Genomic DNA, 17,297 nt, shown 5'->3' on the forward strand with positions numbered 1-17,297 from the left:
GCACCCCGCGGAATCCCTGGGTTAAAGCACCTTGGACAGGAAGTCCCGAAGCCGGGGCTGCTGTGGGTTGTCGAAGATCTGCTGCGGGTCGCCGTCCTCGATGATCGCACCGTCGGACATGAACATGACTCGGTCACCGACTTCGCGGGCGAAACCCATCTCGTGGGTCACCAGGACCAACGTCATGCCGGACTTGGCCAGGTCGCGGATCACCTGCAGGACTTCGCCCACCATTTCGGGGTCCAGAGCGCTGGTCGCCTCGTCGAACAGCATGATCTCCGGGTTCATGGCCAGGGCACGCGCAATGGCCACGCGTTGCCTTTGTCCACCGGACAACGACGCCGGCCGGGCGTCGGCCTTTTCCTTCAATCCCACGCGGTCCAGGAGCGTGAGCGCTGCTTCCCTGGCATCGGCCGTACTGAGTTTTTTGACCTCGGTGGGTGCCAGCATGATGTTTTCCGCCACGGTCATGTGCGGGAACAAATTGAAGTGCTGGAACACCATGCCGATGTGTTGGCGGACGGCGTTGATATCGACCTTGGGGTCCGTGAGGTCGAAACCGCTCACGGTCACCGTTCCTGCGGTGACATCTTCGAGACGGTTGAGACAGCGCAAGAACGTCGATTTACCGGAACCGGAGGGGCCGATCACACAAACCACTTCGCCCTCGTGAATGTTCGTGGTGATGCCGTTGAGCACATGGTTGTCCCCAAAGGCCTTTTCCAGATCTCGGACGACGATCTTCTGGTTGCGCTGGTCCTGGGGGGACTCGCTCCGATCAGTGACTGAAGTGCTCATTTGTTGATCTTCCTATCGGCGAAGTTTGCGAGCTGGGTCAGGAGCGTAATGGCCACGAAGTAGATCACTGCCACAATCAGCAGTACTTCGGTGACGCGGAAGTTGGATGCGTAAATCTGCTGAGCCTGGTAAAGCAGTTCGGCAAAACCAATGGCCAGCAGCAATGGGGAATCCTTGAGCATGATGACCAGTTGGTTGATCAGGGACGGGGTCATGATCTTGAACGCTTGCGGCAGAACGACCTTCTGCATGGACTTGCCGTGGCCCAGTCCCAGCGAACGCGCCGCTTCCATCTGTCCCGGGTCCACGGACTGCACACCGCCGCGTACGATCTCGGCAATGTAGGCAGCGCCGTTGAGCGCAAGGGTGAGCACACCGGCAACCCAGATGTTCACCGGTGTCCCGATCAGCTGGGGGAGACCGAAGTAGAAGAAGAAGGCCCACACCAGAATCGGAGTGCCGCAGAAGACACTGACGAACGCCGTGGAAATTGCCCTGAGAAAACGGTTGCGCGAGATCTTCAGGAAACCGAACACCAGACCCAGGACCATGGCGATCACGAAGGCGACGGCCGTGACGATCAAGGTGTTCTTCAGGCCCGTCAGAAGCGCGGGCATGGCGATGACCACCAGGCCCCAGAACGTGGATCGGTCCACCGCTTGATCATCGCTGGCCAGGAACTCATCCACGATTTCCTGATACCGACCGCTGTCCTTGAGCTCAGCAAGCCCAACGTTGAACTGTTCCAGCAACTCGGTGTTCTTGCCCTTGTTCACAGCGAAACCGTAGTCGCCGGCCTTGACCTGCTCACCACGGTGACGAGACCGGATCCTTGCTGCACGCCGTAGGCGATCACCGGGTAATCGTCCATGAGCACGTCCGCGTTGCCGGACTTCACGGATTCCACCAGGGTGGTGGTTTGGTCCAAGGAAGTGATCTCGTAGCCGTACTGGTCCTGCCGCTCGCGAGCCACTTCCTTGGACATGGAACCGGTCTTCATCATCAGGCGCTTGTCCAGCAGATCGTCCCAGCTCAGGATCTCATCCGCCTGATCCTCGTTGACGGCCAAGGTCATGGTTCCGGTGAAGTAGGGATCGGAGAAGTCGTAGACCTCCTTGCGTTCGTCCGTGATGGACATACCCGCAATCACGCCATCAGCCTGATCCGCGCTCAAGGCCTGTAACGCGGCATTGAAGCCCAGGGAGCACCATTCCACCTGGAAGCCCTGATCTTCGGCAACGGCCTCCATGATCTTGATGTCGATGCCGGTGAGTTCACCGGACGAGTCCCGGAACTCGAAGGGCGCAAACAGGGTGTCCGTGGCGATCACATAGGTTTTGCCCGATCCCCCGCCTGTCTCCTGCGCGGGATGCAGGGGCATTGCCACGGCGCCGGGCACGTTCACGGCTAATACTGTGAACAGTGCCACTAGGGTTGCTAAGAACGACGTGAAACGCCGAAGGTACGCCATGAACGACTCCTGGCTCGTGGTTCCCCAACCTGGCGGGTGGTCTGTCATCGTCCGGATTCACATGCTCGGAATCCGGTACCGGGGCAGCGGTGCGGGGTTTTGAACGGGAGAGATCGATGGCTCGACTGTGAGCCACAGCATACCGGGGGCCGGTAGTTCTCCAGGACATTCGGGGCCCTTTCACACACCGGAGCAGGGGCAGCGCGACAGGTAACGCGCCGCGGCATCGGCGAGACAACACCGCGTCATCGGCCAACGAAAGCCGAACTAGTTGCAAATGGGGCGTAAAATGAGGTGTGGAGCACAATGGCTCCGCACCCGAATCCATGAGAGGGCCCGGATGAGCAAGCAAACGGATCAACAGCAGAGCGAAACGTCTTTTAAGACGACCGGCGACGAAAAAGCCCTCGCGGAAGAACTGGCCCGGGAAAAAGACCTCGTGACCGCCGGGCTTGCCCAGGAAGAGCACCACCGGATCTCCGTGGTGGAGGATTACGCCGCGGAGCTGGATGAAATAGCGGAATTGGATCGCAAACTCCACGGCGGCTCCGGGCTGTCCCGTTCCGAGGCGTGGAAACGCGGTTACCCGTACGACGAGAAGCTCAGCCGCAAGGAGTACGAGAGGACCAAGCGGGCTCTGCAGATCGAATTGCTCAAACTGCAGTTGTGGATCAAAGAGACCGGTCAGAAGCTCCTGATCATTTTCGAGGGCCGCGACGCCGCCGGTAAGGGTGGCTCGATCAAGCGTTTCACCGAGCACCTCAATCCGCGTGGTACTCGTGTGATCGCGTTGGAGAAGCCCACTGACATCGAGCAGACGCAGTGGTATTTCCAGCGCTATATCAAGCACCTGCCCTCCGGGGGTGAGATCGTGCTCATGGATCGGTCCTGGTACAACCGAGCGGGTGTGGAACGCGTGATGGGTTACTGCACGTCGCAGCAGTATTACGAGTTCATGCGACAGGCCCCCGAGTTCGAGCGCATGCTGGTGAACTCCGACACCCACCTGATCAAATTCTGGTACTCGGTGACTCGTGCCGAGCAGTTGGCCCGCTTCCAGGCTCGCCGCACCGACCCCGTGCGTCAATGGAAACTCTCACCCACTGACGTTGCCTCCCTGGACAAGTGGGATGACTACACCGAGGCCAAGGAAGCCATGTTCTTCTACACGGATACCGGTGACGCACCGTGGACGGTGATCAAGTCCAACGACAAGAAGCGCGCTCGCCTGGAAGCCATGCGTCACGTGCTGTCCCAGTTCGACTATCCGGACAAGAATCACTCCGTGGTGGGCACGCCCGATCCCAAGATTGTGGGCGAATCCATTGACGTCATGGATGACAGCGGAGCCAACCCCGATGGGTTTCCTGTACTCCGACCCGGCAACAACTAGTGGATGCGCTTCGCGGTTCTCGCGCGGCACGTCGTAGGATGACAGGCGATGTCTAGAATTTTTGGAACGGACGGCATTCGCGGGCTCGCGAACGGCCTCCTCACAGCCGACCTTGCAATGGAGCTGTCACAAGCAGCCGCGATCATCTTGGGACACGGGCATGCCAAGCCCGGTTCCCGACCGAGAGCGGTCGTCGCCCGGGACGGTCGCGCGAGCGGCGAGTTCATTGGCGCGGCGGTCACCGCCGGGTTGGCAAGCTCGGGCGTGGACGTGTACGACGCCGGGGTGATTCCCACTCCGGCCGCGGCGTACCTCGTGGCGGACATCGACGCCGATTTCGGCGTCATGATTTCCGCGTCCCACAACCCGGCTCCTGACAACGGCATCAAGTTCCTGGCTCACGGCGGCAAAAAATTGCCGGATGCCATGGAGGACAAGATCCAAGAGGTCTACGAGAAGCGTGAATTCATGCGCCCCACCGGCGACGAGGTCGGTCGCATCAATCGTCTCTCCGACGCCGAGGACCGGTACATCCTTCACCTGGTCGGAGCGATCCCGCAACGCCTGGATGGGCTCACGGTGGTTCTGGACTGCGCCAATGGTGCGGCGTCCGGCGCCTCACCGGACGCCTTCCGTGATGCAGGAGCCGATATCCACGTGATCGGGGCCCAGCCAGATGGCCTCAACATCAACGACGGCGTGGGGTCCACCCACCTGGGGCCCCTCAAGGAAGCGGTGCTCAAGCACGGCGCGGACCTTGGAATCGCTCACGACGGCGACGCCGATCGGTGCCTTGCCGTGGACCACACGGGTGCCGAAGTGGATGGCGACCAGATCATGTGCATCCTGGCCCTGGCCATGAAGGATGCGGGGACGCTCAATCAGGACACCCTGGTGGCCACGGTGATGAGTAACCTGGGTCTGCAGTTGGCCCTGGAAAAACACGACATTCATCTGGAACGCGCCGCGGTGGGGGACAGGTACGTCTTGGAATCCATGGTGGCCAACAACTACAACCTGGGTGGCGAACAATCCGGGCACGTGATCATGGCCGATTACGCCACGACCGGAGACGGCCTGCTGACCGGTTTGATGTTGGCCTCCCGCGTGGCCCAGACCGGTATGCCGCTGTCTGAACTTGCCTCCGTCATGACACGAATGCCACAGACCATGATCAACGTGGCCAACGTGGACAAGGCCGCGGCCAAGACCCACCCCCAAGTTTTGGCAGCAGTCACGGACACCGAGGAGCGGTTGAACGGAAAGGGCCGTGTGTTGTTGCGACCTTCCGGCACGGAACCGGTGGTGCGCGTGATGGTCGAGGCCGCGAGCCATGAGGAAGCGCGCCACGAAGCAGAGGCGCTCGTGAAGGTCGTGGAGCACCACTTGAGCTTGAGCTGACAGCGACAGAAACTATTCGGGCCCGCATCCCTAGGGATGCGGGCCCGAATAGTTTCTGGTGTTGATTGGGTAAGAATTACAGGGTCTGGGAACCGGGGCCGTCCACGGTGCCGCCCTTGCCAGCGACCAGCGCGTCCCGGATTTCGGTGAGCAGCAGGGTGTTGGGATCGGCTTCTTCGGCGGCCGGGTCGATGCCCAAGCGGCGATTGCGAGCCTCGATCATCTTGTTCATCGGCAGGACGATGGCGAAGTAGACAGCGGCTGCGATCAACAGGAAGTTGACGATGGCGGTCAACAGGACACCGAACTTGATGTCGTTACCGTTGAAGGTGACCAGCGCGAAGTTGTCGAAATTGGGGGAGCCCACCACACCAGAGATAGCGGGCATCAGAACGGATTCAACCAGAGCGTTGACGATCTGGCCGAAGGCAGCGCCGATGATGACGGCGACGGCAAGGTCAAGGACGTTGCCCTTCATGATAAATTCTTTGAAACCATTGAGCATGCCGATAGATTACCCAGACCCCGATATCAGTTCTTCCGAAGGAGCACGCGCCTGATCTTGTGGTCCCCATCCTTGGAGAGGATGAGACGCGCCCGCCCTCTGGTGGGGCGCACGTTCTGCTCCAGGTTGGGTTCATTGATGCGTCGCCAAATATCAGTGGCCACTTCGACTGCTTCCGCGTCCGTGAGGTTGGCATAGCGGTGGAAATAGGATTGCGGACTGGCGAAGGCCGAGCTACGTAGGGCCTGGAACCGTTCCACGTACCAGCGCTCAATGTCGCTGGTTCGCGCGTCCACGTAGATGGAGAAGTCGAAAAAGTCGCTTAAGGCCAAAGCCGCGCGGTTTCCCGGACCCAATTTGGCGGGGGCGAGCACGTTCAAACCCTCGACGATCACGACGTCGGGCTTGGTCACCACTATTTCCTCGTCCGGGAGGATGTCGTAGGTGGTGTGTGAATACCTGGGAGCTCGGACCTCGGGGGCGCCGGATTTGATCTCCGACATGAATCGCAGCAGCGCCCTGCGATCGTATGACTCCGGGAAGCCCTTGCGCTCCATGAGCCCGCGGCGGACCAATTCGGCATTGGGGTACAGGAACCCGTCCGTCGTGACCAATTGGACGTTGGGGGTGGAGGGCCAGCGGGCAAGCATCTCGCGCAGCAGACGCGCCGTGGTTGACTTACCGGCCGCAACGGAACCGGCGATGCCGATGACAAAGGGAGTGCGCGCGTGGTCCTCGCCCAGGAACGCGTTGGTCTCAGAGTTGAGGTGATTCGCGGAGGCGTCGTAGAGCGTGAGCAGTCGAGAGAGCGGGAGGTAGACCTCGCGCACCTCGTCCACGTCCATGCGGTCACCAAGACCGCGCAGGTTCTCGATCTCCTGCGCGGTGAGGGGCACGTCTATTTCGTGCGACAAGCGCGACCACGTTTGCCGGTCCAGCTCCACAAACGGGGATGCGCGATGAGTCAGTGAGTGTGTGCTCATGTTCAGACCAGTCTAGGGCCGACGGTGGCAGGCTACAGCAGGGACTCAGGCGGTTTCCGGTAGAGTTCTCCGCATGTGTGGAATTGTGGGCTATGTAGGATCCCCGGACGTCAAAGCCGGTGGACACAACGCGTTGGACGTGATTCTTGAGGGTCTGCGCCGTCTCGAATACCGCGGATACGACTCCGCCGGTGTCGCCGTCATCGCGCACGGTACGGTGGATTACCGTAAGAAAGCGGGCAAGCTGACCAACCTCTTGGCCGAGCTGGAGGCAGACCCGCTGCCGAAATCCCAGATCGGTATCGGTCACACTCGCTGGGCCACGCACGGTGGTCCCTCGGACGTCAACGCACACCCCCATGTGGTTGACGGCGGCAAGCTGGCCATGATCCACAACGGCATTATCGAAAACTTCAACGAGATCAAGCGCGAATTGGCCGCCGAGGGCGAGACGTTCTTGTCCGAAACCGACACCGAGGTCGCCGCGGTGCTGTTGGCTCGTACCTACAATGCGCAGCCCGCTGACTCCAAGGACCTGACCGTGGCGATGCAGGACACGAGTCGTCGCCTGGAAGGCGCCTTCACGCTGCTGGCCGTGCACGCCGATCATCCCGACCGCGTGGTCGCATCGCGCCGTAACTCGCCGCTGGTCATCGGCCTGGGCGAGGGCGAGAACTTCCTCGGCTCGGATGTTTCCGGTTTCATCGACTACACCAAGAAGGCTGTGGAGATGGGGCAGGACCAGATCGTGACCATCACCGCCGATGACTACCAGATCGTGGACTTCAACGGTAACCCGGCGGAGGGCAAGCCCTTCGACATCGAATGGGACGCCGCAGCAGCGGAGAAGGACGGGTATCCGTCCTTCATGGAGAAGGAGATCCACGATCAGCCTTCCGCGGTGGAACAGACCCTGCTGGGCCGCCTGGACGAGTCCGGTCGCTTGACCCTGGACGAGATCAAGATTGACGAAGCTGTTCTGCGCTCGATCGACAAAATCGTGGTGATCGCCTGCGGTACGGCCTCCTACGCAGGACAGGTGGCCCGTTACGCCATCGAGCACTGGTGCCGGATTCCCACCGAGGTGGAACTGGCCCACGAGTTCCGATACCGCGACCCCATTGTCAATGAGAAGACCCTGGTCGTCGCGGTTTCCCAGTCCGGTGAGACCATGGACACCCTCATGGCCGTGCGACACGCGCAGGAGCAGGGCGCCAAGGTGGTTGCCATCTGCAACACCAACGGCTCCACGATTCCCCGTGAAGCGGACGCCGTGCTGTACACCCACGCCGGCCCCGAGATCGCGGTGGCCTCCACCAAGGCGTTCCTCGCCCAGATCACCGCGGCCTACCTGTTGGGTCTGTACCTGGCACAGCTGCGCGGCAACATGTTCAAGGACGAGGTAGCCACCATGCTCACCGAGCTGGAGGCCATGCCTGCCAAGATCCAGCGCGTGCTCGACGAGATCGAGGGCGACGTCAAGGATTTGGGGCAAGCCATGAAGGACGCTTCCTCCGTGCTGTTCCTGGGCCGTCACGTGGGCTTCCCCGTGGCCATGGAAGGTGCGCTCAAGCTCAAGGAGATCGCCTACATCCACGCCGAGGGCTTCGCCGCCGGTGAGCTCAAGCACGGCCCGATCGCCTTGATCGACGAGGGCCAGCCGGTCTTCGTGATCGTCCCGTCCCCCAATGGCCGTGACTCGTTGCACGCCAAGGTGGTTTCCAACATCCAGGAGATCCGCGCTCGCGGTGCCGTGACCATCGTGATCGCCGAAGAGGGGGACGAGGCCGTCAAGGACTTCGCCAACCACATCTTCTACGTGCCGGAGGCTCCCACTCTGCTGCAGCCGTTGCTGGCCACCGTGCCATTGCAAATCTTTGCTGCCGAGCTCTCCAGCGCCAAGGGCTATGACGTGGATCAGCCGCGCAACCTGGCCAAGTCCGTGACCGTCGAATAATTTTTTTCGACTCACGCATCGCCGACGGCGGGTGCCCACCAAGACCTTGGTGGGCACCCGCCGTCGTCATTCGTGTCCGCGCCCGCGGGTAGGCTGGCGGGCATGATCGTGGGAACGGGCGTGGACATTGTGGATGTGGAGCGGTTCAAGAGACAGCTGGAACGGACACCTCGGCTGCGGGAGCGGCTGTTCGTGGCGCACGAACGCGACCTGTCCCTGAACTCGCTGGCCGCGCGGTTCGCCGTGAAGGAAGCCGCGGCCAAGGCACTGCTGGCCCCTCCCGGAATGATCTGGCAGGACTGCTGGATCACCAATGACGAACACGGTGCGCCCCGGTTACACACCACGGGCACGGTCGCAGAAGTGGCCGAACGGCGCGGTGTGCAGACATGGCACGTGACGATTTCCCACGACGGTGGGATGGCCGTGGCATTTGTCGTGGCCGAAGGGTCGGGAGGTCCCAAGAGTGATTGACGCATACACGGGCGCCGGCGTGCGCGCCGCGGAACAGCCCCTGCTCGATGCGGGCCACGGGGACATCTTGATGCGCCGAGCCGCACTGGGCTTGTCCCGGGTGTGCGAAACGCATTTGCGCCGCGCCAACCGCAAGGGCTTACTGTCCGGGACCACGACCGTCATCCTGGTGGGTTCGGGCAACAATGGTGGTGATGGGCTGTGGGCCGGGTCGTTCCTACGCCGCGCGGGAGTGATGGTCACTGCCATTCTGACCGGTTCCACGGCTCACCCGCAGGGTCTCAAAGCCCTGCGAGCCCTGGGTGGTTCCGTGGTGCGGCTCGAAGGCCAGGGTTCAGCCACCGATCCGAACACAGCTCCCGACGCGTCGATCGCCGGTTTTCACGCCCTGGACCGGGGCCAGGCGCTGTCCACAATGACCTCTGCGCACCTGGTGCTCGATGCCATGCTGGGCACCGGGGCGTGGGGCGGTCTGCGCGGGGAGGCCGCGGCCCTCGTCGAGGACTTCAACGCTATCCGGCGCGAAAGCGCTACGGGCCCCCGCATCGTCGCGTGCGACGTGGTGTCCGGGGTGAACGCGGATAGCGGCGAGGCTCCGGAGCCGGTGCTGAAAGCCCACGCCACCGTGACTTTCGGTGCGGCCAAGGTGGCCCACGTGGTGGCCCCGGGGGAACAGTTGACGGGGCACCTCACGGTGATTCCCATTGGTATCGAAGACCGGTTGGAGCACCCCTCCGTGTACCGGCTCGAGGCCCAGGACATCCTTGCCGCGTGGCCGCGGCCGACCGCCACGGACACGAAATACACTCGCGGGGTCTTGGGTGTGGTTGCGGGAACCCCCAGTTATCCGGGTGCGGCAATCATGTCCACGAACGCCGCGGTGCAAACTGGAGCCGGAATGATTCGTTTCCTGGGAGACGCCTCCACGCGGGGCATGGTGCTGGCCCAGAGTCCCGAGGTGGTGTGTTCGGACGACCAACCGTGGGACGTTCATGTGCAGGCGTGGTTGGCGGGACCGGGCGTCGCTGACGACGAGAGTCAGGCCGCCAGGGTCCAGGCCGTGGTCGAAGCCCAGGAACCGGCCGTGCTCGACGCCGGTGCCCTCACCGCCGCCGCGCAGTCCGTTGCGGACGGACGGCTGGGTGCGCATAAGATTTTGACTCCGCACGCGGGGGAACTCGAGCAGGTCTACGAATGGCTCAAGGGGTTCGGCGTCACGGACGACGCCCCGGACCGCACCCGCATCGAAGCGGCACCCGTCCACTGGGCACGCGAGGCGGCTCGACTGACCGGGGCAACCGTGCTCCTCAAGGGCGCAACCACCATCATTGCCTCACCCGGGTCCGAAGAGCAGGACCAGGTGTGTTTGAGCATCGGGCAGGCCAGCCCCTGGCTCGCCACCGCAGGATCGGGGGACACCCTTGCCGGGATCCTGGGCGCAGTGGTTGCCCACGTGGCCGAGCACCCGGAGGCCCTCCGCCGGCTCGGGGAGTGGGCCCGCGGGGACGGTCGCTGGGCCGCCGCGGCCGCACTGGGGGCCGGTGTGCACGCGCTCGCGTCACGCGTCGATGGTGAGGGCCCTGTGCCCCCCACGGTGCTGGCTGCCAACGTCCGCAGGGTGTTACGAACCAAGGGACAGTGAGTACCCGTTACTCTTGGGTGTTGGCCAATGACGCCCCAACGCGCCCGCGCGTACGCAACGTCGTTCGCCATGACATCGATATCTAGGAGACAACCCCATGGAAGTTTGGCCCGGTCACGCCTATCCGTTAGGCGCCACGTTCGACGGCACAGGCACCAACTTCGCCCTTTTCTCGGAAGTGGCCGAAAAGGTGGAGCTGTGCCTGTTCGACGAGGACGGCCAGGAAACCCGCGTGGATGTCACCGCCGTGGACAGCTACGTATGGCACGCCTACCTCCCGCAGGTCCAACCCGGTCAGCGCTACGGCTACCGCGTGCACGGCCCCTGGGAGCCGTCCCGGGGCCTGCGCTGCAACCCCAACAAGTTGCTGCTCGATCCCTACGCCAAGGCCGTGGAAGGTGTCATGGACTGGGACGAGTCCATGTTCTCCTACCACTTCGGTGACGAGGACTCCTACAACGATCAGGACTCCGCCGAGCACATGATGAAGGGCGTGGTGATCAACCCGTTCTTCGACTGGGAGGGCGACCGCACCCCGAACACGCCGTACCACAAGTCCGTGATCTACGAAGCCCACGTCAAGGGCCTGACCATGCAACACCCGGAGGTTCCCGAGGAGCAGCGCGGGACGTACGCGGGCGTGGCGCACCCCGCGGTCATCGAGCACCTGCAGAAGCTGGGTGTGACAGCTATCGAGCTGATGCCGGTGCACCAATTCGTACAGGATTCCACGCTATTGGATCAAGGGCTGCGTAACTACTGGGGTTACAACACCATTGCGTTCTTCGCCCCGCACAACGAGTACAGCTCGGCCTCCCACCTGGGTAGCCAGGTGCAGGAGTTCAAGGCCATGGTGCGTGCACTGCACCAAGCGGACATCGAAGTGATCCTGGACGTGGTCTACAACCACACCGCCGAGGGCAATCACATGGGCCCCACGTTGTCCATGAAGGGCATCGACAACAACGCCTACTACCGCACCGTTGACGATGACCACAAGTTCTACATGGATTACACCGGCACCGGTAATACCCTCAACGTGCGCCACCCGCACTCGCTGCAGCTGATCATGGATTCACTGCGCTACTGGGTGACGGAGATGCACGTGGACGGTTTCCGCTTCGACCTGGCTGCGGCTCTGGCACGGGAGTTCTACGACGTGGACAAGCTCTCCACGTTCTTTGAACTCGTGCAGCAGGACCCCGTCGTCTCGCAGGTCAAGCTCATTGCCGAGCCGTGGGACGTCGGCCCGGGTGGCTACCAGGTGGGTAACTTCCCGCCGCAGTGGACCGAGTGGAACGGTAAGTACCGTGACACCGTGCGTGATTTCTGGCGTGGCGAGCCGGCCACCTTGGGTGAGTTCGCGTCCCGGATCACGGGTTCCGCGGATCTCTACGAGAACAGTGGCCGCCGTCCGTTCGCGTCCGTGAACTTCGTGACCGCTCATGACGGTTTCACGCTACGTGACCTGGTCTCGTACAACGAGAAGCACAACGAGGCCAATGGTGAGGGCAACAACGACGGCGAGTCCCACAATCGCTCCTGGAACTGCGGTGCGGAGGGCCCCACGGACGATCCCGCCGTCTTGGCCCTGCGCGCCCGCCAGCAGCGCAATTTCCTGACCACCTTGCTGCTGTCCCAGGGCACCCCCATGCTGTTGCACGGTGATGAGCTGGGCCGCTCGCAGGACGGTAACAACAACACGTACTGCCAGGACAACGAGCTGTCGTGGATCAACTGGGAGCGCATGGACGGTCCGTTGATCGAGTTCACGGCCGCGATCACGCACCTGCGGCAGAACCACCCCACGTTCCGCCGCTCGCAGTTCTTCGACGGCCGTCCCGTGGACATGGGCGAGCTCTCGGACGAGGATCCCATGCCGGACATTGCCTGGCTCAACGCCGATGGCACGCCCATGGTGCCGCAGGACTGGGATGAACCGCTGACCCGGTCCATGGGCATGTGGCTCAACGGACAGGGCATCGCGGGTGTGGACATGCGCGGCCGCCAGATCGTGGACGTCAACTTCATCGTGTACTTCAACTCGGCACCCGAGGAAGTGGAGTTCACCCTCCCCGCCGCCAATTACGGTGAGAAGTGGGAAGAGATCCTGGACACCGCCGGTGAGCACGGTGACGGTGAGATTCGCGATCATTCCACGCAGATCACGCTGGCCGGTAAGTCCACGGTGGTCCTGCGCGCGTGGGAAGCTCCCGAGGAAGAGCCGGACGCCTCGGTTGCAGCCTCCGTGGCCGCGTACGCCCAGGTACCTCAGAGCCAGTAGTATTTCGCCGTGCGAGCGTGCCTTGACCCAGGGTGCGCACCACGACCGCCGACGCCGCCCCGCACCGGGCGGCGTCGGCGGTTGCGTTAACGGTCGGCAAGATCACGGGCGGTGCGTTCTCGCTCGTGGCGGACCCGCTGGCATTGCGGGGCATGAGCGACAAGACTGGAAGCGTGCTGACTCCCACCTCAACGTACCGGTTGCAAATCACCTCACAGCAGGACCTCTTCCGCGCGGCGGAACTCGTCCCGTACCTGAAGCGTCTGGGCGCGGATTGGGTGTATCTCTCGCCCATTTTGCGCGCAACGAGTGGTTCGGACCACGGTTACGACGTGACCGACCCCACCGAGATCGATCCCGAACGCGGGGGAGCGGACGGTTTGACCGCGCTCTCGAAGGCCGCCCACGACGCGGCAATGGGCGTGGTGGTGGACATCGTGCCCAACCACCAGGGTGTTGCCGTGCCACGGGAGAACCCGTGGTGGTGGTCGCTGCTGACGGACGGCAAGAACAGCCCGCACGCCGATTCCTTCGATGTGGACTGGGCGGCCGGCAACGGCAAGATCGTGATTCCGGTGCTGGGCGACGGGGACGAGGACCTTTCCGCGCTGACCGTGGAGGACGGCACCCTGCGCTACTACGAGAACGTCTACCCGCTGGCCGAGGGGACGTATCAGGACGGCGACTCGCCCCAGGGTGTGCATGCCAAGCAGAACTACGAGCTCGTCAACTGGCGCCGCGGGGATTCCGAGCTGAACTACCGCAGGTTCTTCACCGTGACCACCCTGGCGGGCGTGCGAGTGGAGGACCAGAAGGTCTTTGACGACTCCCACGTGGAGGTGCGCCGCTGGTTCGACGAAAAGCTCGTGGACGGCCTGCGTATCGACCACCCGGATGGCGTACGGGATCCCGAGGACTACCTCGCGAAACTGGCGGACGTGACCGGTGGTGCCTGGACCACCGTGGAAAAAATCCTGGAACCCGGTGAGACGCTGCCACGGCAGTGGAAGACCGCCGGGACCACGGGTTACGACTCCCTCGGTTGGATCGACCGCGTGCTCACCAACCCAGAGGGTCACTACGAGTTGGCGTCCCTGGACACCAAGCTGCGCGAGGGCGACCCCGTGCGGTGGGAAGAACTGATCCACGGCACCAAGCGCCGCATGGCAGACGTCGGGCTTTCGGCTGAAGTGCACCGCGTGGTGCGCGATCTCCCCGGGGACTTCGGTCATTCGGATGAGCAGGCCTACGACGGCCTGGCGGAAATCCTCGCGCACTTCCCGGTGTATCGCACGTATCTGCCCTTCGGCGTCGACTACCAGCGCGAGGCGGTGGCCGCAGCGAAGCAGGCCCGCCCGGAACTCAGCGCCGTGCTCGACGATCTCGCCCAGGTGCTGGGTGACGCAGCGGCGTCGGCGGAGGAACTGACCGAGGCCGCCCAGCGTTTCCAGCAAACCTCCGGCATGGTCATGGCCAAGGGCGTGGAGGACACCGCGTTCTACCGGTTCTCCAAGCTGACCTCGCTGACCGAGGTGGGCGGTGACCCGTCCGTGTTCTCGCTGACCCCGGCCGAGTTCCACGAGCTGGCCGCCGAGCGTCAGCGGGAATCCCCGGACACCATGAACGCGCTGACCACCCACGACACCAAACGTTCCGCGTCCGTGCGCGCACGCATCACGGTGCTGTCCGAATCCGCCAAGGCATGGTCCGAGGTGTTGGCCACGTTGTTCCCCCGGGCTCGTGAGGCCGGAATTGCCATCACGGACGGCCCGGCCGTAAACCTGGTACTGCAGGCCATTGTGGGCGCGTGGCCGCTCGAGCGTGAGCGCGCCGTGGACTACGCGATGAAGGCCGTCCGGGAAGCATCGGTGTCCACGGCGTGGGTGGACGGTGATGAGGAATTCGAGGAGCAGCTGACCCGCTTAATTGATTTCGTGTTCACCAACCCGCGGGCCAGGGGCATCGTGGAGGGTTTCGTGGAACGCGCCACGGCACCGGGTTGGTCCAATGCCCTGGCCGCAACCGCACTGCAGCTGACGCTGCCGGGCGTGCCGGACGTGTACCAGGGGCAGGAACTGTGGGAGCCGTCCCTGGTGGATCCGGACAACCGGCGACCGGTGGACTTCGAGCTGCGCGCCGAACTGCTGACCGATTTGGACGCAGGCCTGCCGGGCACCGCCGGTGGCTCACCGGCGGTGGACGACACCGGTGCGGCCCGCATGTTGCTGACATCTCGTGCACTGCGGCTACGCCGTGAACACCCCGAGCTGTTCACCGGTTACGAACCGCTCGGGCTCACCGGCACCCTGTCCGATCACGCGCTGGGCTTCGACCGTGGCGGTGCGGCCACCGTGGTGACTCGTTTCCCGGTGGGCCTGGCCAGGGCCGGCGGCTGGACCGACGAAACCGTGAACCTGGCCGACGGCGAGTGGGAGGACATCCTGACGCGCCGCACCTTCACCTCGACCGGCGGCGTGAAACTGGCCGAACTTCTTGATACCTATCCCGTGGCGCTACTGCGCCGAAAGGACCGCTGAGCATGACCAACGATCATCGTTTTGACGTGTGGGCACCCCACGCCCGCGAAGTCACCGTCCGCGTGGAAGGTGTGGACCACCCCATGGCGGGTCTGGCCGAGCGCCCCGGGTGGTGGACGCTCGCGGACGGTGAGCAGGCGGCGTCGGGAACCGTGCGTTACGGCTACCTGCTGACCAAGGTCTTCGACGAGGGCACGGCCAAGGAACGTACATCCGTCTCCGATGTACTGCCGGATCCGCGCTCGCGCCGCCAACCGCAGGGCGTGCATGAACTGTCCTGCACCTTTGATCCCGACGCCTTCCAGTGGGACGACGCCGCGTGGCAGCCTCCCCTGCTCAAGGACTCCGTACTGTACGAGCTGCACCCGGGCACGTTCACGCCCGAGGGCACGTTGGACTCGGCCATCGAGAAGCTGGATTACCTGGCGGATCTGGGTGTCGATTACGTGGAGCTGTTGCCGGTCAACGGCTTCAACGGCGACCACAACTGGGGTTATGACGGCGTGGCCTGGTACACCGTGGACGAGTCCTACGGGGGTCCGGAGGCCTATCAGCGCTTCGTGGCGGCCTGCCATGCCAAGGGAATCGGCGTGATCCAGGACGTGGTCTACAACCACCTGGGTCCCAGTGGTAACTACCTGCCCCTGTTCGCGGACTACTTCAAGCCCGGAGCCTCCAGCTGGGGCGACCTGGTCAACCTGGACGACTGGGGCTCGGACGGGGTGCGCGAGTACATCCTGGACAACGTGACCATGTGGCTGCGCGACTACCACGTGGACGGCTTCCGCCTGGATGCCGTGCACGCGCTCGCGGATTCGCGCGCCAAGCACATCCTGCAGGAGATCGCCGAACGCGTCGCGACAGAATCCGAACGCACGGGCAAGAACTTGTTCACGATTGCGGAATCGGACCTCAATGATCCGCGCATGATCATTCCCGCCGAGGAGCACGGGCAGGGTATGGACGCCCAGTGGCTGGACGACGTGCATCACGCCGCGCACGTGGCCTTCACCGGTGAGACCCAGGGCTACTACGGGGACTTCGACTCCCTGCATGCGCTGGAGAAGACCATGCACACCGCGTACTTCCACAACGGCACGTACTCCACGTTCCGCGGGCGTTCGCACGGCCGGGAGATCAACCCGTCCGAGGTGTTCCCGTGGCAGTTCGTGACGTTCTTGCAGAACCACGACCAGGTGGGCAACCGCGCCGCCGGTGACCGCATGAACCACACCGTGAGCGCGGACCGGGTGCTGTGCGCGGCCACGTGGCTGATGACTCAGCCGTTCACCCCCATGCTGTTCATGGGCGAGGAATTCGGTGCGAGCACCCCGTGGCAGTTCTTCACCGCTCACCCCGAACCCGAACTGGGCAAGGCCGTGGCGGAGGGTCGGAAGGCGGAATTCGCGTCCATGGCCTGGGACCACGCGTCCGTGCCCGATCCGCAGGACCCGCAGACCTTCGAGCGGTCCAAGCTCAACTGGGACGAGGTGCACCGGGGCGATCACGAGCGGATCTTCACCGCCTATCGTGACCTGATCGCGCTGCGGCGCACCACCCCCGAGCTGACCAGCCAGGACTGGGCCACCATGGCCACCCAGGCCAGTGACGACGAGCAGTGGTTCGTGCTCAAGCGCATGAGCGAACCGGAGTCCGAGCACGGCGTGGTGACCGCGATCAACCTGTCCGACCACGAGCGAGAGCTGCCCGTCATGGGAGGTCACGCGCCCCAGGTGCTGTTCGCGAGCGGTGCGGAACCCGGACTGGACACCCCCGGAAAGGTGACGTTGGCGCCCAACACCGCTGCGGTGCTGCGCGTCTGAGCGGGACTGAAGCCGCGGCGACCGGAATC

General features: G+C 63.6%; 13 protein-coding genes. 8 read left to right on the forward strand and 5 right to left on the reverse strand.

Translation table 11 applies throughout. The features are described from left to right. Nucleotides 1–21 precede the first annotated feature (21 nt). From ABEA06_RS07435 to ABEA06_RS07445, 3 genes are read right to left on the reverse strand one after another with little or no spacing between them, the layout of a single operon-like run. Nucleotides 22–798 (reverse strand): amino acid ABC transporter ATP-binding protein, encoded by a 777-nt coding sequence (locus tag ABEA06_RS07435; RefSeq protein ID WP_345311070.1) that lies wholly within the window; start codon nucleotides 796–798, stop codon nucleotides 22–24. Next, complete coding sequence (locus tag ABEA06_RS07440) at nucleotides 795–1,574, reverse strand: amino acid ABC transporter permease (RefSeq protein ID WP_345311071.1); 780 nt, start codon at nucleotides 1,572–1,574, stop codon at nucleotides 795–797. Before ABEA06_RS07440 ends, ABEA06_RS07435 begins: the two co-directional genes overlap by 4 nt. Then, the gene (locus ABEA06_RS07445; protein WP_312396966.1) at nucleotides 1,571–2,269 is read right to left on the reverse strand and encodes a transporter substrate-binding domain-containing protein; all 699 of its coding nucleotides are present in this window, start codon (nucleotides 2,267–2,269) and stop codon (nucleotides 1,571–1,573) included. Before ABEA06_RS07445 ends, ABEA06_RS07440 begins: the two co-directional genes overlap by 4 nt. 340 nt (nucleotides 2,270–2,609) lie before the next feature. Between ABEA06_RS07445 and ppk2 the strand changes: the two genes are divergently transcribed. Beyond that, the gene (gene ppk2 / locus ABEA06_RS07450) at nucleotides 2,610–3,662 is read left to right on the forward strand and encodes a polyphosphate kinase 2 (RefSeq protein WP_312396965.1); all 1,053 of its coding nucleotides are present in this window, start codon (nucleotides 2,610–2,612) and stop codon (nucleotides 3,660–3,662) included. Between the two features lie 48 nt (nucleotides 3,663–3,710). Then, nucleotides 3,711–5,063 (forward strand): phosphoglucosamine mutase, encoded by a 1,353-nt coding sequence (glmM, locus tag ABEA06_RS07455; RefSeq protein ID WP_312396964.1) that lies wholly within the window; start codon nucleotides 3,711–3,713, stop codon nucleotides 5,061–5,063. A 76-nt stretch (nucleotides 5,064–5,139) separates the two neighbouring features. Here the strand turns inward: glmM and mscL are convergent, their stop codons facing one another. Beyond that, nucleotides 5,140–5,568 carry a large conductance mechanosensitive channel protein MscL gene (mscL, locus tag ABEA06_RS07460; protein WP_312396963.1) on the reverse strand — a complete coding sequence of 143 codons (429 nt, stop codon included), beginning with the start codon at nucleotides 5,566–5,568 and terminating at the stop codon, nucleotides 5,140–5,142. Between the two features lie 26 nt (nucleotides 5,569–5,594). After that, nucleotides 5,595–6,551, reverse strand: a complete 957-nt coding sequence (gene coaA / locus ABEA06_RS07465) for a type I pantothenate kinase (RefSeq protein WP_303382536.1) — start codon at nucleotides 6,549–6,551, stop codon at nucleotides 5,595–5,597. 73 nt (nucleotides 6,552–6,624) lie between these two features. On the opposite strand from coaA, the gene glmS reads away from it, so the two are divergent. The 6 genes from glmS to treZ all read left to right on the forward strand — a co-directional run bounded on the left by glmS (nucleotide 6,625) and on the right by treZ (nucleotide 17,268). Then, nucleotides 6,625–8,508 carry a glutamine--fructose-6-phosphate transaminase (isomerizing) gene (glmS, locus tag ABEA06_RS07470; protein WP_345311072.1) on the forward strand — a complete coding sequence of 628 codons (1,884 nt, stop codon included), beginning with the start codon at nucleotides 6,625–6,627 and terminating at the stop codon, nucleotides 8,506–8,508. A gap of 102 nt (nucleotides 8,509–8,610) precedes the next feature. Then, nucleotides 8,611–8,982, forward strand: coding sequence for a holo-ACP synthase (locus ABEA06_RS07475; protein WP_303383102.1), 372 nt, complete (start codon nucleotides 8,611–8,613; stop codon nucleotides 8,980–8,982). Further along, a complete protein-coding gene (locus ABEA06_RS07480) occupies nucleotides 8,975–10,624 on the forward strand; it encodes a bifunctional ADP-dependent NAD(P)H-hydrate dehydratase/NAD(P)H-hydrate epimerase (protein ID WP_345311073.1) in 1,650 nt (549 codons plus the stop codon). Before ABEA06_RS07475 ends, ABEA06_RS07480 begins: the two co-directional genes overlap by 8 nt. 97 nt (nucleotides 10,625–10,721) lie before the next feature. Then, a complete protein-coding gene (gene glgX / locus ABEA06_RS07485; protein ID WP_345311074.1) occupies nucleotides 10,722–12,908 on the forward strand; it encodes a glycogen debranching protein GlgX in 2,187 nt (728 codons plus the stop codon). A gap of 173 nt (nucleotides 12,909–13,081) precedes the next feature. Then, complete coding sequence (gene treY / locus ABEA06_RS07490) at nucleotides 13,082–15,445, forward strand: malto-oligosyltrehalose synthase (RefSeq protein WP_345311094.1); 2,364 nt, start codon at nucleotides 13,082–13,084, stop codon at nucleotides 15,443–15,445. Nucleotides 15,446–15,447: 2 nt separating this feature from the next. Continuing rightward, on the forward strand, nucleotides 15,448–17,268 hold the full coding sequence (treZ, locus tag ABEA06_RS07495) for a malto-oligosyltrehalose trehalohydrolase (protein ID WP_345311075.1): 1,821 nt from the start codon (nucleotides 15,448–15,450) through the stop codon (nucleotides 17,266–17,268). The last annotated feature ends 29 nt before the right edge of the window (nucleotides 17,269–17,297 follow it).

The organism is Kocuria gwangalliensis (assembly GCF_039544365.1).
Taxonomy (GTDB): domain Bacteria; phylum Actinomycetota; class Actinomycetes; order Actinomycetales; family Micrococcaceae; genus Kocuria; species Kocuria gwangalliensis.

What these genes read in the sequence shown, in the direction of transcription:
- ppk2 (WP_312396965.1), top strand. Translation starts at nt 2,610, where the DNA reads ATGAGCAAGCAAACGGATCAACAGCAGAGCGAAACGTCTTTTAAGACG.
- mscL (WP_312396963.1), bottom strand. Translation starts at nt 5,568, where the DNA reads ATGCTCAATGGTTTCAAAGAATTTATCATGAAGGGCAACGTCCTTGAC.
- glmM (WP_312396964.1), top strand. Translation starts at nt 3,711, where the DNA reads ATGTCTAGAATTTTTGGAACGGACGGCATTCGCGGGCTCGCGAACGGC.
- treZ (WP_345311075.1), top strand. Translation starts at nt 15,448, where the DNA reads ATGACCAACGATCATCGTTTTGACGTGTGGGCACCCCACGCCCGCGAA.
- glmS (WP_345311072.1), top strand. Translation starts at nt 6,625, where the DNA reads ATGTGTGGAATTGTGGGCTATGTAGGATCCCCGGACGTCAAAGCCGGT.
- ABEA06_RS07475 (WP_303383102.1), top strand. Translation starts at nt 8,611, where the DNA reads ATGATCGTGGGAACGGGCGTGGACATTGTGGATGTGGAGCGGTTCAAG.
- ABEA06_RS07435 (WP_345311070.1), bottom strand. Translation starts at nt 798, where the DNA reads ATGAGCACTTCAGTCACTGATCGGAGCGAGTCCCCCCAGGACCAGCGC.
- ABEA06_RS07445 (WP_312396966.1), bottom strand. Translation starts at nt 2,269, where the DNA reads ATGGCGTACCTTCGGCGTTTCACGTCGTTCTTAGCAACCCTAGTGGCA.
- coaA (WP_303382536.1), bottom strand. Translation starts at nt 6,551, where the DNA reads ATGAGCACACACTCACTGACTCATCGCGCATCCCCGTTTGTGGAGCTG.
- glgX (WP_345311074.1), top strand. Translation starts at nt 10,722, where the DNA reads ATGGAAGTTTGGCCCGGTCACGCCTATCCGTTAGGCGCCACGTTCGAC.